The sequence below is a fragment of the Desulfobacter sp. genome, from assembly GCF_050177295.1.
The window spans coordinates 1-13,868 of the sequence record NZ_JBFXHE010000080.1 but is presented as its reverse complement, the minus strand read 5'-3'; the positions used below and the strand labels follow the sequence as shown (position 1 = coordinate 13,868).

Below are 13,868 nucleotides of genomic sequence, written 5' to 3'. Positions count from 1 at the left end.
GGAATCACCCTATGCACAAAGGAGAAAGCAGAACTTGAAAAGCGCCTTGATCGTTCTACCCAGCTTCCTCAGTGGGATATTACTATTCGACCATTAACGGTAAATTGAGATCGGCTAAGTCCCTTAGTGGTAAATAATTACAAATAGAGCCAATCCACCCAAGCACCATACCTTCCATCCTACCCTCCTCTTTTTATCGGTAAGACCTTTTCCCAAAGCATCATAGCCGTCATTTTCAAAATCCACGGATTTATCGCCTCGGGGAACCCGTATCTTTGAGGTAGAGCCTTACCCATACGGTCAATTATAGGGGCGGTTGGCTTTATTGACAAGGGTTTCGACTCACAGACCTTTATCGTGAGCCAGCACCACCCCACCCAGCACCCAACCAAAACTTACAACTTAACAGCACACCATACCCCTCCCCCTGTCCCAGTGATTGAGCGGAAAAAAGCACCAACACAAAAACCATCAACAAGGGCTTGTCCATTCCGGGCAGGCCCTTTCGTATTTTTACTCACAACAAAGGAGATTTTTATGCTCGAACACATTTCAAAAACCAAGACTTTACAACGTTTTACACAACCACCGGATGATTTACCGCGTTCAGGAACCATCAGATTTATCCGCAAGGAACACCCAGATTGGAAAGAACGTCTAATCACACCAAGGCAGTTTTGGTACATCCGGCTCCTTGCCCAGCAAAACAGTATCAGCATCGAACATCTGAACAATAGGTGTTTCCGCCAATTTGGAGCCGGTTTGAGCACGATGAAAAGAACCGACGCATCGGAGGTCATCCAAGACCTTAAACGGTCGTTAAACGAGCAATACAAGCCGTTTCATTAACATTTTTAATCAGGAGGTTATTATGAAAAACACACCGACAGAAACACAACTGGCAAGCATCCCTGGCCTGTATGAAACGGACCATATCAGCACCCAGGACAAAATCATCCACGCCCATTTTCATATCGGGTCGAGCCATTGGTTTATCGCAGAGTTTGACCAGACAGATACGATGTTCGGCTTTTGTATCTTGAATGGCGACCTGGAAATGGCTGAATGGGGATATGTCAGCTTCCAGGAGCTGAAAGACATCAACGTTCTCGGGCTGTACCAGGTCCGGTACGATGTCTCCTGGACTCCAAAGGCTGCGGGTCAGGTTGACTTGATACGGCGTGGCGGATGTATTTATTTCGACACGGATTCTGCCCCCGACAGGGACCCTTGGACCTGGTATTCCCTGAACCCTTAATATTACTTTCAAATAGCAAAAACAACCCGAAAATCGAGAATTAGAGGCCTTCCTGGGTATCCCCAGTGGAGGTTTTTTTATGCCCAGCACCAATGTCCCAATTCGGGATATCAGGCAAAAGGAATATGAAGATACACCAACAAAATAAAAACAGCTTAAAACATCAATTTGAAGGCCATCCGGGGGATCCGCTCTGGGTGGCCTTTTTTATTGGAGGACACCATGACCAAACAGCAGAAAGAAACATACCAGAACACCGAAGCTTTGAGAAAGATTTTCAAAGCCCTTGAAGGCCAGAAGTTCCGCCTGGATTGCGGACATCATATCACTTTCGGCCATTTTTTCGGGAATGACATAACGATCCGCAACGGCAAAGAGCCCGTCATCATCTGCTCACAGTGCGGCTATTAACCCATCTAAAATCAAGGAGAATATTATGAACAAGAACATCCAAGCCGTTTTACAGTCAATCGTTTCAGCTTTTGAAAGTGGAGACATCCCCGATGCTGTAGCCGTAGCCAGCTTCCCTATTCCCGATATCCCCAGCACCCAGTGGTCGTTCACCAACCGCACCATTCAGTTCCTTTCAGGGACTGCGGATGCCAGGGGGTTCAACCAGTGGAAGACAGTACATCGTCATGTGAAGAAGGGAGCCAAGGCCGTCTACATCCTGGTGCCTTGCTTTCGGAGGCAGCAGGACGAAGAAACGGAAGAAGAACAGCAGGTCTTGACCTTTTTCAAGGCTATGCCGGTATTCCGGGTTGAGGATACTGAGGGCCTGCCCCTGGATTATCAGAACATTGAGCTGCCCGAGTTGCCCTTACTTCAAAGGGCGTATGACTGGGAAATCAATGTAAAAGCGGTCCCAGGCAACTACCGTTATTACGGCTATTTCTCCCCCGCCCGCAAAGAAATCGCCTTGGCTACACCATCGGAAAAAACATTTTTCCATGAGCTCTCCCACACGGCGGACTTTATCATCAAAGGCAATTTGAAAGCAGGTCAGGACCCGTTCCAGGAGATCACAGCCGAGCTGTCCGCCCAGGCTCTTTCCCGCATCGCTGGCAAAAGTATAGAGGACACCACGGGCAACAGTTTCAGATACATCAGCCACTATGCCAAGAAAGTGAAAATGAGCCCTGAAAAGGCCTGCCTGAAGGTCCTGTCTGATTGTGAAAAGATTTTGAACCTCATCCTTCATGGCCGTGCTGACGGAATTGAAAACAACCAGAAGGTCGCCTGATGAAAGGAAAAAAGTCTATGAAAATAAGAACTGTATGTGCCTGGTGCGGTGCGCTGATTTCGGAGAGATATTGCCCTGAAACGAAAAACTACCAGGTTCTGGCAAAAAATGGCGAGATGGTTAGCCACGGCCTTTGCACAGCTTGTCGCCAGGCCATCGAAACTCAATACGGGCTTAACAAGAATGGAGGTAATGAAAATGTGTGATTTTTTCCCGGATTGGTGAGCGCGGACTCGCAAATTGATGGATTGATGGTCAACAAATATGAGGGACGCATTGTGCGTATAGGTCGTGTTTTTTAAAATATGAGCAGGAAGGCGTGAGCAAAAATTGAGATGTATTCAATTTTAACCGATAATTTTTTCTGCTTTCAGTAAAGTCCTCGTCAGATACTGTGCTTTTCTTCGCTCACCAGCATGATTGCTCCAATCCTGTCTTTCCTGAATAATACGATTGTAAATTTCCGTTCGGGTAAACCCTCTTCGATAGAGAGCCAAAGCATATGCTAAATCAGTGGCGGATTCGTTACCTTTATTATAAAGGGACCGGTTAATATTGTTTTTATGACACACTCCCCCCTGGGGTTGATGGGAAAAAGCCTTTTGAGAACAGGAGGGTAGTTGTATTTCAGGGATATTCGCCTGGTTTTTCCAATCAACCCAGACGAGTTTTGCCAATGGATACTGCCCTGAAAGCGTTTTGTGTTTTGCTTTTCTATTCCTGAACCCGGGGCATCTACCCCATCTGTTTTTAGGGTCCGCACCGGGGTCGCTGTGCAGTTTTTCCAGCCAATACCGTTTTTCAGCAAGCTCAAGGGGGCGAGAACTATGAATCCATACCTGATAGTTGCCGGGTGAAGTTTCTATGACCATTCTGCCGGGTTTAAAAACTCCCGGTTTGAATTGATGATGTCGGGTAAGCAGGTCGCTGTTTAAATCGTCTGCAAGAAAATAATACGGTTGGATAGCAGAATTCGGTTTAAGCAGGATGTGTCTGCCGCCGGCATTTTCGGCTTTAAGATAGGGGATATTTTTAGGGGAAGGGACGACTGGCCACTTGCCTGTTGATTCGTCAAGAACAGCCAAGCTGAAGTGATGGTTAAAATAATTACAGATTTTCCAAATTTTATTTTTGGGGTGGTTGTCTGATAAGAATTTTAATTTTGTTTTGGTCTGGATCGGCTGGGTGAGAATAATTGAAAAAATAAAGATTCGTCAATTTTTGGCAATTCTTTCACTGCGGCAGCATTTAGAAGCTCTGCAGCCATCTGGTTGAGAATCCGCAGATTGTTGGCGGCATGGCCGGCAAGGGTCCGTATCAATGCGTCGGTCATCAACTGGCTGTTTCCTGCCTGATCCAATGCAAAATGAAGATAATCCTGTAACTGATCCGGCGTCAGTGGCTCAAGAACCAATCTTGGGCCGATTCGGCTTCCCAATGGCAACAGTTCCGGAGAGCGAAATCTCTCAGGGAGTCTGTTATCACCACAAAGCACAGTAAACATAACCCCGACGGCAAGATCAGGGACTTTCTCCAGGTTGCAGGCCATTTTATGCAGGGTTTTGCTTTTGCCCAACCCGGGTTCTCCGGTAATCAAAGCAAAGCCGCCCTGTTGGGCCATGGAACGGATACGAAGTTCAAACGTTTCCGAACCAGGAAGCCGATAGAGAGCCTCTTCGGGGATATTGGGTAAAAAAGGGTTATACTTCAGGCCATACAGGCTTTTAATATCAATGTTATTCAATGGTGTCTTCCTCCTTGAGCAAATAAGCAGGCGGCAGTCCGGTGGCCGCGTGATCGGCCATCCATTTTTTTAGCAGCGCCGGGTATTCAAGTGTGTCAAAAGGATCTGTCTGGGAAATTTCAGGGGAGATCACCCGGCGTTTTCCTGAAGCATTGGCGGTTTTGTCCTGGGGCAGCAGTTGTGCAAGGGGGGCATCGGTCTTGGGGTCCACCAAAGTCAACTGACTTCTATCCCAGCCGGCAAAACGTAAGACAACCGATTCCATGTGGCTGAACCGGGACGGCAGTTCATAGCGAATACCGCCAACAGCGACGGTGGCGTCACTACGCCTTGGCTTACGGGTCACCCTGCGTGTGAAGGCAAGGCGCAGGACCTCACTTTCCGGGATATTCCTGGCAACGCTTTTACCGTTAAGAAGGCGATCCAAAGGGGTTGAGTTAATCTCCCGGTTGAATCTGCGATGGTAATCCTGCTCGACCCAGGCTTGGGCTGCCTGATTTAAAAAGGACAGTTTCAAGTCCTTGTGTTTGCGTACCAGCTCCAAAAGCCGCCCTTCAAGCTGGCCCCAGAAGACTTCCTGCTTACCATTTTGATATTTATGTGTTCAATCACATAAATATCATTATGTTGCGTAGAAAAATATGTGGTGTTAGGGCATCAAATGCATATAGCGCCTAATTCCTATCCTACTGAACACCACATAATTTTTTCTATAAGCCAGCGAGAAAAGTCATCAGATCAGCTTGCTGTTTCCACGGCTTCGTTTTTTTTGCAGTACCCGTTCTCGGTGCACATGTAGCAAGAGCTTTGGCTTTAGTTTCAAGATCTGTTTCAGCATAAATGTTGGTGGTGTTAATCGAAACATGTCCCAACCAAGCACGGATGGTGTTAATGTCTACACCGGAACGTAAAAGATGGGTTGCTGTAGAGTGTCTGATCACGTGTGGGCTAACATGTTTTGTGTTGAGAGAAGGGCATTGGGCTGCAGCCCTTTGAGAATGACGCTGAACCAAAGCATGAATGCCGAAACGAGTTATGGGTTTTCCATTGCGATTAAGGAATACGTGTTGTGTAGAATCACGTTGATCAACGACCCACTGAAGTTGTTCCATGGTGATGGGCCACAGTGGACAAATACGATGCTTGTTGCCCTTTCCGATGATTTTTACACTTTGGCGGTACCAATCAATATCCAGGATTCTTAGATTCGCAGCTTCGCTAACTCGTGCTCCTGAATTATAAAGGAAAAGTAAGATAGCATGATCACGCTGACCTTGGGGAAGACTTCGATCAGATGCGTCCAAAATTGCATCCATTTCAGGTTTGTCAAGGTAAGTTATTGCCGGCCGGGTAGTTTTTTTGAAAGAGATGAGTCTGATTTGTGTACACCATTCGATGTGCTCAGGGCTGTTCTCCCCAATAAATCGTGCCAGTGCATGCAGACCACCAAGACGTTGATTGCGGGTGCTGGCACTGCAATGGCGGTCTTTTTCTATATGATTGAGAAAATTTTTAACCAATTGAGGGGAAATATCGTTGATTTTCAAGCGGTCAACAGGCTTGTTGAGATATGCTGCAATGTAAGATAGAAACAGTACCAGCATATCACGGTAGCTGGCACGAGTGTTGATGGAAAGATTTCTTTCGTTTACCAGGTATTCCAGCAAAAATCGCTTTACCCAGGTGCCAAATAAGGTCGTGTTCGTCATGATAGTCCTCCTCTGGCATAATGTTCAAACCGCAGACTTGCCTGTTGCAATAATTCTGGTGTCAAAGTCAAATAACGTTGTGTTGAAGACAAATCCACATGTCCAAGAGATGTTGCAAGTTTAGGTAGCAGTATCTGAAGGTCTTCACCGCTGCGATACCATGAAATAAGGCGATGAACCGCAAAGCTATGTCTAAGATCATGAAGGCGGGGTTGGTGACGAGGGCCGCCGTCACAATGTATCCCGGCGTGTGAACGCATCCGCCTAAAAACACTACGTGCAGCCGACTGACTCAAAGGTGATCCGTCATGAAAACAAAAAAGAGGCGTTTTTACCATAGCGCCCCCATGACGTATGTTGGAAACGTATTCGGATAAAACTTTGGTTAAGTCCTTGCCTAAAGGAATTAAACGGCTTTTAAAAAATTTTGTTTTGCGAATATGCAAAAGTGCCTGGCGTAGATCCACATCTGTCAGAGTTAGGGCCAGTGCTTCACCCATGCGTAATCCTGTACCATAAAGCAGCAGGAAGAAAATTCTAAAAACGTCCTCATCTACAGGAGATCGTCCTCCGCATGCAGCAGGAACAACATTAAGGAGGCGTTTGAGTTCTTCATGGGAGTATATATAGGGCACAAACGTAGATATCGCCTTTGGAGGATTTTTCGGTAAAGGTGACTCAATAGCGTATCCACGTGCCATAGCGAATCTATAGAAACCGGAAAGCGCGCGATATTTTTTTAACCCGGTTTCGGTGAGCGGTCCCCCGGAACCGCTGAGAAAGGAAAGTACGGTCTCTGCTTCAACGGCGATGATGGACCCATTTCCCGCTTTCTTGCAAAATGCTTTTAGAATAGCCTCCTCGTTTTGATATCGGTGTCCTAAAGAACGTTTATGAGAAATATACAATGAAATGATTTTTAAAATATTCATAACAGTCCCCCCAGATCAAATTCTGAGACCTGCCGCAATCCGGCAAGATCAATTTTAGTATATTTGATTGTGGAATTTGCCGTATGGTGACCAAGATAGTCTCCTATTTGTTTCAATGTGAAACCTGAAGTAAGAAGATGACTGGCACAGGCATGACGAAGGCAATGGGCTCCATAGCAGGGTAAGACTATCCCCAAAGCCTTTAATCGAGAACGTACAATGGCGGATATACTTGAGGCCGAAAGAGGTCGAATGGGAGCGGCCAATGTTAGAAACAGGTTTCGGTGTCTGGAATAAGGCCGTGCTTCCTTCAAATAGCGCAAAATAGCCTCTCCTACTTCATGCAATAAAGGATAATATTGGATGCGGCGTTGCTTTGGGCGTGAGAGCATTATTTGCTCATCACCCCAATCAAGGTCATTTAACTGCAGCCGGGCTACCTCACCGCGGCGGAACCCGTAAACGGCAAGGAGCATTAAGATGGCACGGGCTCGGATTTCATTGGGACTATCCCCGATTGTGCTTGCTAAAAGGCGTTGCACATCTTCCCACTTCGGCCCTTTTGGCAATCCTTCTAAAGCATATATCCGGGGTGAGTCTATCACAGTTGAAATACCCGGCATACACCAGTTCTTACTTTCAGCGTAGCGGAAAAAACAACGCAAACTGCTGGCCAAACTTGATAGTGACGAACGCTTCCATCCTTGTTTACCTTTTTCATCAATGAAAGCATCCACGTCAGCAATGTTTATCTCACCAATGCAACTGCGAGATGGATCTAAACTTTGGAAAAACCAACCCAACCGTTCACAGCGAGTCGATATGGTTGATGGTGACAAGCCTTTCTCTTCGCTTAAATATTTGACATAGGCTGATATCTGAGTGGAGAATGCCCCTTCAGCCTCACAAGGTGCCTGAAAACAGCCGATGCTACGCATCCATTCAGTCGATATATGAACAAACAGCTGGCGAGTGCTTTCCGGGAATTGCGAATTTTGGGAAGAGTGTTTAAAGCGTATACCATTGTTTATAACTTGTTCAATGTCCTGTGTTGTAATTTTACCCTTCTGAATATCGATTTCGGGTGCTATCGCACACAACACCCAGGCTATCTTTTTCAACATGGAGTGAGAATATCCTTTACTCGCACATGATTTCAGAAACTGCTCCCGGGCTTTCAAATACGGGGCTTTACGGTGGTGGGCTATTGTTTTTGATCGCTTGAATAAAATTTCAAACATGATGGCCTCCTTTCTATTAGGTTATATAGAGCTCCATCATCAATCGAAATATTATGTTGTGCAATATCAGCTTATTGCCTTATGACTAAGGCGAGTTAAAGTTTTACACCACATATTTTTCTACGCAACATAATGATATGGGGAGTAAGGCAACGTGGTTTTGTGATCAATGCCCAGACGGGCAAGCCCCTGTGTGGTTTCCTGTGCCAGCATTGCCGACCCGTTGTCGGTCATCAATGACCTGGGCAGCCCCCGTTTCATAAAAGCCTGGATCAGTCCATGAACCAGGCACTCAGCAGTTTCGGCCAGATAAAACTGCAGGTGGCAGCAAATACGGGAATGGTCATCAAGGATCGCCAGTACCATGGGCTGAAGCCAGTTCCCGGACGCATCCAACAGTGCTTCGGGCATGGCCCAGCGTATCCCAGCGTCGGATCGAAGTTTTCGCCCCAGGACAACTACCGGATCATCAACCACTTTGGCTTTATAATACCACCGTTCAATGGTCGATGCACCCAATGTGAATTTGCGGTTTTCGTCAATGGGGTGTTGATAAATTTTTTGTGAAAGCCGTTGAATTTCCTGCTGCAGCTGCCCCTTGGCAGGCGGGCTGGACAACAGTTCACCAATCACTGAGAAACGAAATTGTCCCCAGCGCCGCCAAATAGGCGCTTGAGTGTTGCTCATGATGTCTCTCCTTTCGGTTTTGCTTCCTCCGGCCTCCACCATGGAGACAAACGGGGGCAAAACCGTGAGCTGACACCTTGTAACAAATTGATTTCCCCCTGAAACCAGCCCAACTTCTGCGTGGTCCGCTCTCAACGGAGAGATCCCTTAACTATCCTGGCTTTCAAGGTCCCATAGCGAGCGCTTGAAGGCACTTGACCATTGCAGATTCTGGTGGCTGTATTTTCTGATAGTAGCTGGATAGCAGATCATGAATCAGCCGATCCCTTTTCTTTGTCAAAAAATGTCCTGAAAGGCCGCGCCAGGTATAGCTATCTGGAAAAATGTCTAAAAAATAATCCCTCCAGCGATTGACGGTGGATCTCCAAACCCCGCAAATTCCCTTTAAACGCTCCAGGGTCACATCCGGATTTTTCCCCTGACGAAGGGCGGTGAGCAACAAAATCACAGGTGCCCAATAGACCCGGCGCCCCCAAAACCTGACCGATGGAGGCATGACGCGCCGGCGGCATCCTTCACGCCCGCAGCAAAGGCTGTAACGAAGCTCAAAGAGTTTTTCAAGATTTGGAGGACCGCCACGCGGTTTACGCCAGTAATTGGCATCGTGCAACGGTCCTTCACAGTAGGGCATCCGCGTTTTTTGGTTTGGCTCGCCAGATCCAAGTCAATTTGATGAAGAAGCGAAAATAACGATTGTTGGGTAAGCACGTCTAATGATATCATAGTTCCCGCCATTGGTTAATGTGGCAGGGGCCCTCCATCAACGCACCGGCCAAGGAACGTGAGGGGGCCCCTTACTTTTTCCCTCACTTTTCTGGACCATTTTAGCGATTTTTTCCATCATTTTTTGAGGCCGCACTCACTTCCTGCAATTTTTGAAGCTTCATCCATGAACTCAGCATTACCATACAAGGCATCTGCAACAATTGCTTCTATTTTTATTTCAGGGTGTTGCTGTACAAAGGTTTTTAAAAGAGCTATAGAAATACTTGAAATAGTTGGATATTCATCTGATCGCACCGGCTTTTTCGAGCGTTTTGATTTTGGTACTCCAGCCTTTTTTAACCTTTTATCCTCCTTGACCCATTCGCTGATTTTTGGATCAGGAACATGAAAGGCGTAGCCTATTGGAATGGTTATTTTCGGTGTTACCAATACCAAAAATACCAAACCTTGCCCCATGCAAAAACCGCCTGTTGATTTGTCTTTTATTTTGTGGACGCCAAAAATTTTTGTTGTACATTTACTGCGCTTTTTATCGGAATCATCAATACTGACAACGCCTTTGGTGATACCATATACTTTGAAAATAATTTTGAGACTGAAGTGGAACAGATGCTCCCAAGCAATTTTAGAATGGCGAAACATCCAGGAAAGAGCTGTTTTTTTATACCGTCCTATGCTGATACGGGAAAAAGCAGCCCAATTGATGCTGTTGGTTAAAATGATTCCAGTGATGCAGAAACCCAGCCAGAATTTTTGTGATTTACTTAAGGTCATCCCAGGGGAAGACTCTGTTAACTCAGTATTCAGTGACTCGGTATAATTTTCAACAAACGGCAACAGCTTCTCTATTAACACATCCGCCTCATTTATTATTTGCAGAAATGAAGCCTATATCGCAATGGAACCCTTGTATTCAAGTAAAACTTATTTTATTCTGCTCAGTAGAGGCTGGCCAACCGATGGATGAGATATCAGCTGGAATAGTTGGTATTATACCATCGACTTGACCAGCCTTTACATTTCCCAATATTGTGACATTGTCTAATCCCAAAAAACTGGATCATCGTTGCGTCAAGCAAGCCCGAAGCATTGGGAAAGGAGGAAGTAAAGCCAGGAAATTTGCTATTGTTACCCAATGGGTGAGAGTCCCATCTGAATAAAGCATGGCCAGCAGTTCAGTAGCAATGCCCGAGGGTAAACCCGGAGACGGGAATCCTAAGCCGGGCATGAGTGAGGATGCAGGCCCTGTATTGAGCTCCGAAAAAAGTATTATTGTGGTCATTGGATAAATTCCCACCAAGCGTGGTGATGAAAGCCGACGTTCTCGATAAAACGGAAGGCAGCAGTTCTCTATACGTTCAGGCCAGAATAGAGGACACCACCGTAGTCTGAGACCAGGGCATGTATTCAAAGGGGTGGCTCGGGAACTTGAGAGAGCCCAAAGTTTCCTTGTATTATTGACGGTTCCAGGAGATCCGTACCAAAAAAAAACTCCCGGTGTTCAGGACGATCGTTTTCCTCTTCTGAGCAAGTCTGGAATGCATATTTGGAATGTATTCCGGAGCTACAAATAAGGGGAACACACAAGGTATCAGGCGAGGAGAGCGAATAGCAAACAAACCTGAGATGGACTTTAGGCAGTCTTAGTGGAACATAGTACCGTTAATCAACGGAAATCCGTTGATTGGTAAGGTCGGGAAGTGATGTCCAAGCGACCCACTGCAGGGAAGGTGAAACCGGGCATAACGTTTTAAGGTGAAGAACTATGGAAGACACACAGAGGTCACAAACCACATCAGAACAGAACCGTAAAAGTGTGGAACGGACCACTCACAACAACCAGCACCGTTTAGCAGACGAGGATAAACCTCCGGTGCTTGTTGGGGAAGCATCTTTGCAAAAGATTGCCGGTATGGCAAGAGAGAATCCAGAAATGGTATTCACCGCAGTGGCACACAGAATAAACCTGCCATTACTGCATGAAGCCCACCGAAGGATTAAGAAAGGCAAGTCCATCGGTGTTGATGAAGTGTCAGCCTCAGAATATGCGGTTGAGCTTGATAAAAACCTCTATAATCTACATCAGCGACTGAGCAGAGGTCAGTACGTTGCAACACCAGTGAAAAGAATATGGATAGAGAAAGACAACGGCAAAATGCGTCCAATCGGTATACCGGCATTTGAGGATAAGATTGTCCAAAAAGCCGTAGAGATGATACTGAGCGCTATATACGAGCCAAATTTCTATGACTTTTCTCATGGCTTTCGAGCCGGACACAGCCAGCACATGGCAATAAAGCAGCTGCGGGAAAGTTGCATAAAGTGTAACAGCAACTGGATTGTGAGTGCAGATATTACAGGATTATTTGATAACATTGACCACGGCCATCTAAGGGAATTCATAAAGCAACGGGTCAATGATGGTGGAATCATCCGGCTATTGGGAAAGTGGTTGAAAGCAGGTGTAATGGAAGAAGAAAAATACTACCATTCAGAATCCGGCACGCCACAAGGCGGGTTATGCAAAGAAGAAGACTATGCAAAGTAACTACAAGAAAGGCTTGAAATTGATGCATTTCTCTCCGATTTACTTTGCATAGTTATCTGTAAGCTTACAGGCTGGATAACCAAGACATCAATTCGGTATTGTTGTTCCAGTCGGGGAGAACCGGATCCACAAGATCAGGATAGGCATTCTCCAGTGCCTTGCGTTTTAATTCCGTATCGGTTCTAGCATAAATCTCTGTGGTCTTGATGTTTGTATGGCCCAGGAAATCGCGGATATATATGAGATTCACCCCCGCCTGGAGCAGATGGACGGCCTTCGAATGGCGAAGCATATGGCATTTCACCTTCACAGGGACAACATTTGATATTTTATGTGCCTGGACTGCATATTTCCCGAGCACGTAGGCAACACCCTCCTTTGTAAGCCGGTTGTGTTGACTGTTTGTAAAGAGTGGGTATGTCATCTTATGCGGTGCCTCCAGGTGGTTTTCCGAAATATAAGCAACAAGGAGGCTGGCGGTATTCTTCATTAGCGGGACACGCCGCGTCTTGTTTCCTTTGCCAATAAGTACGAGAACTGCATCCGCCCCGGGGATAAAGTCACCAATGCTTAAATCAATCAATTCCTGTACACGTGCGCCACTGTCATATAGTGTGCTCAGCATTACAAGGTCGCGGCGTCCTTTCGTGCAGTTGCGGTCTGGCTGTGCCAGCAACAGGCGTATCCCTTCGGGGGTCAAGTGCTCCACAATCTTCTTCCTTCATCGTTTGACTGGTATTGCAATCACCTTCTGGAAATGAAACAGTGACTCTGGAGATTCCGCCTGCGCATACCGGAAAAAAGAATGGATTGCCGTCAACCGAAGGTTGCGGGTAGTCACAGCACACCCACGCTCTGTTTCCAGCCAATCAAGGAAGGAAGTGACGCTCACTTGGTTGATGCAGGACATTGTGATCTTCTCAGGAGGTATCCTCTCCTGTTCCTTAAAATACCGGAGTAGGAGCTTGAAGGTATCTCTATAGGACCGGATGGTATTGGGGCTCACGTTCTTCTGCCCAGACAGGTAATCAGAGAGGAACTGTGTTAGGTAGATGGAGAAGTCAGTCGGCTTCATACGAATTACCTCCCATGTCCGGGATGATATCCCCAAACGCACCTTCAAGCCTCATACGGATATACGGAAATACGTCCGCTGTCATGCGTAGATAGTACGCCGTCTCATTAAAGCTGTCATGGCCCAGGTAGGTCTTCAAAACCGGGAGCATGGCCAGCAGGTCCTTGCCCTGTTCCGACCAGGCTTTAAGCCGGTAGACTGCAAAGGTATGACGGAAATCATGAACCCTTGGCCCATCACCCGTGTGGGATATGCCAGCCTGCCAAAGAAAACGCCGGAAATTTTTGTAGACATTTCCCAGCGTCATCGGGCAGCCGGGAGCTCCCGGAAAAAAGAATGCGCTTTCGTCCGAGAATGGATGCACCGCGTCAGCATATTCTCTGAGACGTTTCAGCATGGATGCCGATACCATCACCAACCGACTATTACGGTTCTTGGATTCTTTTATGGTTAAGCAACCTTTTGCGAGTTCCACATCGTGGACAAGCAAAAGTCTCGCTTCCGAACAGCGTAGCCCGCATTCAAACAACAGCCGGAAAAAGACCGGCATAACCAAATGCCGCCAGGGACATTCCGAACAGAAATGGCATTTATCCGTTTCCGCAAAGAAACACATCAGTTCGTTCTGCGTATAGATATGCGGTACATACTGGGGGCCGGGGGAATAATAGTTATTCGGCAGGATATATGCCGCATGTCCGGTGC

17 protein-coding genes and 2 pseudogenes are annotated in these 13,868 nt (G+C 46.6%); 7 read left to right on the top strand and 12 right to left on the bottom strand.

All coding sequences use genetic code 11. The features are described from left to right. Positions 1-537 precede the first annotated feature (537 nt). The 5 genes from AB7U36_RS08230 to AB7U36_RS08210 all read left to right on the top strand — a co-directional run bounded on the left by AB7U36_RS08230 (position 538) and on the right by AB7U36_RS08210 (position 2,707). The gene (locus tag AB7U36_RS08230) at positions 538-849 is read left to right on the top strand and encodes a hypothetical protein (protein WP_428159304.1); all 312 of its coding nucleotides are present in this window, start codon (positions 538-540) and stop codon (positions 847-849) included. Positions 850-871: 22 nt separating this feature from the next. After that, entirely contained in the window at positions 872-1,258 is a 387-nt protein-coding gene (locus tag AB7U36_RS08225) for a DUF2958 domain-containing protein (RefSeq protein WP_428159303.1), read from the top strand. Positions 1,259-1,480: 222 nt separating this feature from the next. Beyond that, positions 1,481-1,669 carry a hypothetical protein gene (locus AB7U36_RS08220; RefSeq protein WP_428159302.1) on the top strand — a complete coding sequence of 63 codons (189 nt, stop codon included), beginning with the start codon at positions 1,481-1,483 and terminating at the stop codon, positions 1,667-1,669. Positions 1,670-1,694: 25 nt separating this feature from the next. Next, positions 1,695-2,501, top strand: a complete 807-nt coding sequence (locus AB7U36_RS08215; RefSeq protein ID WP_428159301.1) for an ArdC-like ssDNA-binding domain-containing protein — start codon at positions 1,695-1,697, stop codon at positions 2,499-2,501. Then, a complete protein-coding gene (locus AB7U36_RS08210; RefSeq protein ID WP_428159300.1) occupies positions 2,501-2,707 on the top strand; it encodes a hypothetical protein in 207 nt (68 codons plus the stop codon). Before AB7U36_RS08215 ends, AB7U36_RS08210 begins: the two co-directional genes overlap by 1 nt. Positions 2,708-2,848: 141 nt before the next feature. On the opposite strand, the gene AB7U36_RS08205 is transcribed toward AB7U36_RS08210, so the two are convergent. From AB7U36_RS08205 to AB7U36_RS08165, 9 genes and pseudogenes are all read right to left on the bottom strand, one after another. Further along, entirely contained in the window at positions 2,849-3,586 is a 738-nt protein-coding gene (locus AB7U36_RS08205) for a DNA-primase RepB domain-containing protein (RefSeq protein WP_428159299.1), read from the bottom strand. Positions 3,587-3,657: 71 nt separating this feature from the next. Beyond that, positions 3,658-4,245, bottom strand: coding sequence for a hypothetical protein (locus AB7U36_RS08200; RefSeq protein WP_428159298.1), 588 nt, complete (start codon positions 4,243-4,245; stop codon positions 3,658-3,660). Further along, positions 4,238-4,840 (bottom strand): annotated as a pseudogene (locus AB7U36_RS08195) (IS481 family transposase); the annotation flags it as partial. The gene AB7U36_RS08200 and the pseudogene AB7U36_RS08195, both read right to left, overlap by 8 nt. Before the next feature lie 115 nt (positions 4,841-4,955). Beyond that, on the bottom strand, positions 4,956-5,954 hold the full coding sequence (locus AB7U36_RS08190; protein ID WP_428159297.1) for a tyrosine-type recombinase/integrase: 999 nt from the start codon (positions 5,952-5,954) through the stop codon (positions 4,956-4,958). After that, positions 5,951-6,886, bottom strand: a complete 936-nt coding sequence (locus tag AB7U36_RS08185; protein WP_428159296.1) for a tyrosine-type recombinase/integrase — start codon at positions 6,884-6,886, stop codon at positions 5,951-5,953. The genes AB7U36_RS08190 and AB7U36_RS08185 overlap by 4 nt, the downstream gene beginning before the upstream one ends. Then, positions 6,883-8,127 (bottom strand): tyrosine-type recombinase/integrase, encoded by a 1,245-nt coding sequence (locus AB7U36_RS08180; RefSeq protein WP_428159295.1) that lies wholly within the window; start codon positions 8,125-8,127, stop codon positions 6,883-6,885. Before AB7U36_RS08180 ends, AB7U36_RS08185 begins: the two co-directional genes overlap by 4 nt. Positions 8,128-8,262: 135 nt before the next feature. After that, positions 8,263-8,814, bottom strand: a pseudogene (locus AB7U36_RS08175) (DDE-type integrase/transposase/recombinase); the annotation flags it as partial. Positions 8,815-8,977: 163 nt separating this feature from the next. Next, complete coding sequence (locus AB7U36_RS08170; RefSeq protein ID WP_428159294.1) at positions 8,978-9,445, bottom strand: hypothetical protein; 468 nt, start codon at positions 9,443-9,445, stop codon at positions 8,978-8,980. Between the two features lie 209 nt (positions 9,446-9,654). Next, positions 9,655-10,395: a hypothetical protein gene (locus tag AB7U36_RS08165; RefSeq protein ID WP_428159293.1), complete on the bottom strand. Its 741-nt coding sequence runs from the start codon at positions 10,393-10,395 to the stop codon at positions 9,655-9,657. Between the two features lie 308 nt (positions 10,396-10,703). Between AB7U36_RS08165 and AB7U36_RS08160 the strand changes: the two genes are divergently transcribed. Then, a complete protein-coding gene (locus tag AB7U36_RS08160; RefSeq protein WP_280985088.1) occupies positions 10,704-10,829 on the top strand; it encodes a hypothetical protein in 126 nt (41 codons plus the stop codon). Positions 10,830-11,305: 476 nt separating this feature from the next. Further along, positions 11,306-12,088: a reverse transcriptase domain-containing protein gene (locus tag AB7U36_RS08155; protein WP_428159292.1), complete on the top strand. Its 783-nt coding sequence runs from the start codon at positions 11,306-11,308 to the stop codon at positions 12,086-12,088. Positions 12,089-12,152: 64 nt separating this feature from the next. On the opposite strand, the gene AB7U36_RS08150 is transcribed toward AB7U36_RS08155, so the two are convergent. From AB7U36_RS08150 to AB7U36_RS08140, 3 genes are all read right to left on the bottom strand, one after another. Then, positions 12,153-12,797, bottom strand: coding sequence for a tyrosine-type recombinase/integrase (locus tag AB7U36_RS08150; RefSeq protein ID WP_428159291.1), 645 nt, complete (start codon positions 12,795-12,797; stop codon positions 12,153-12,155). A 12-nt stretch (positions 12,798-12,809) separates the two neighbouring features. Next, the gene (locus tag AB7U36_RS08145) at positions 12,810-13,163 is read right to left on the bottom strand and encodes a site-specific integrase (RefSeq protein ID WP_428159290.1); all 354 of its coding nucleotides are present in this window, start codon (positions 13,161-13,163) and stop codon (positions 12,810-12,812) included. Then, positions 13,150-13,868 (bottom strand): tyrosine-type recombinase/integrase (locus tag AB7U36_RS08140; protein ID WP_428159289.1); only part of this gene is annotated, 719 nt, incomplete at its 5' end. The genes AB7U36_RS08140 and AB7U36_RS08145, both read right to left, overlap by 14 nt.

Bases quoted from the DNA above. Each gene is read 5' to 3' on its own strand.
- AB7U36_RS08230 (WP_428159304.1), top strand. From the start codon at position 538: ATGCTCGAACACATTTCAAAAACCAAGACTTTACAACGTTTTACACAA.
- AB7U36_RS08180 (WP_428159295.1), bottom strand. From the start codon at position 8,127: ATGTTTGAAATTTTATTCAAGCGATCAAAAACAATAGCCCACCACCGT.
- AB7U36_RS08220 (WP_428159302.1), top strand. From the start codon at position 1,481: ATGACCAAACAGCAGAAAGAAACATACCAGAACACCGAAGCTTTGAGA.
- AB7U36_RS08170 (WP_428159294.1), bottom strand. From the start codon at position 9,445: ATGCCCTACTGTGAAGGACCGTTGCACGATGCCAATTACTGGCGTAAA.
- AB7U36_RS08215 (WP_428159301.1), top strand. From the start codon at position 1,695: ATGAACAAGAACATCCAAGCCGTTTTACAGTCAATCGTTTCAGCTTTT.
- AB7U36_RS08225 (WP_428159303.1), top strand. From the start codon at position 872: ATGAAAAACACACCGACAGAAACACAACTGGCAAGCATCCCTGGCCTG.
- AB7U36_RS08185 (WP_428159296.1), bottom strand. From the start codon at position 6,886: ATGAATATTTTAAAAATCATTTCATTGTATATTTCTCATAAACGTTCT.
- AB7U36_RS08160 (WP_280985088.1), top strand. From the start codon at position 10,704: ATGGCCAGCAGTTCAGTAGCAATGCCCGAGGGTAAACCCGGAGACGGG.
- AB7U36_RS08145 (WP_428159290.1), bottom strand. From the start codon at position 13,163: ATGAAGCCGACTGACTTCTCCATCTACCTAACACAGTTCCTCTCTGAT.
- AB7U36_RS08190 (WP_428159297.1), bottom strand. From the start codon at position 5,954: ATGACGAACACGACCTTATTTGGCACCTGGGTAAAGCGATTTTTGCTG.
- AB7U36_RS08155 (WP_428159292.1), top strand. From the start codon at position 11,306: ATGGAAGACACACAGAGGTCACAAACCACATCAGAACAGAACCGTAAA.
- AB7U36_RS08210 (WP_428159300.1), top strand. From the start codon at position 2,501: ATGAAAGGAAAAAAGTCTATGAAAATAAGAACTGTATGTGCCTGGTGC.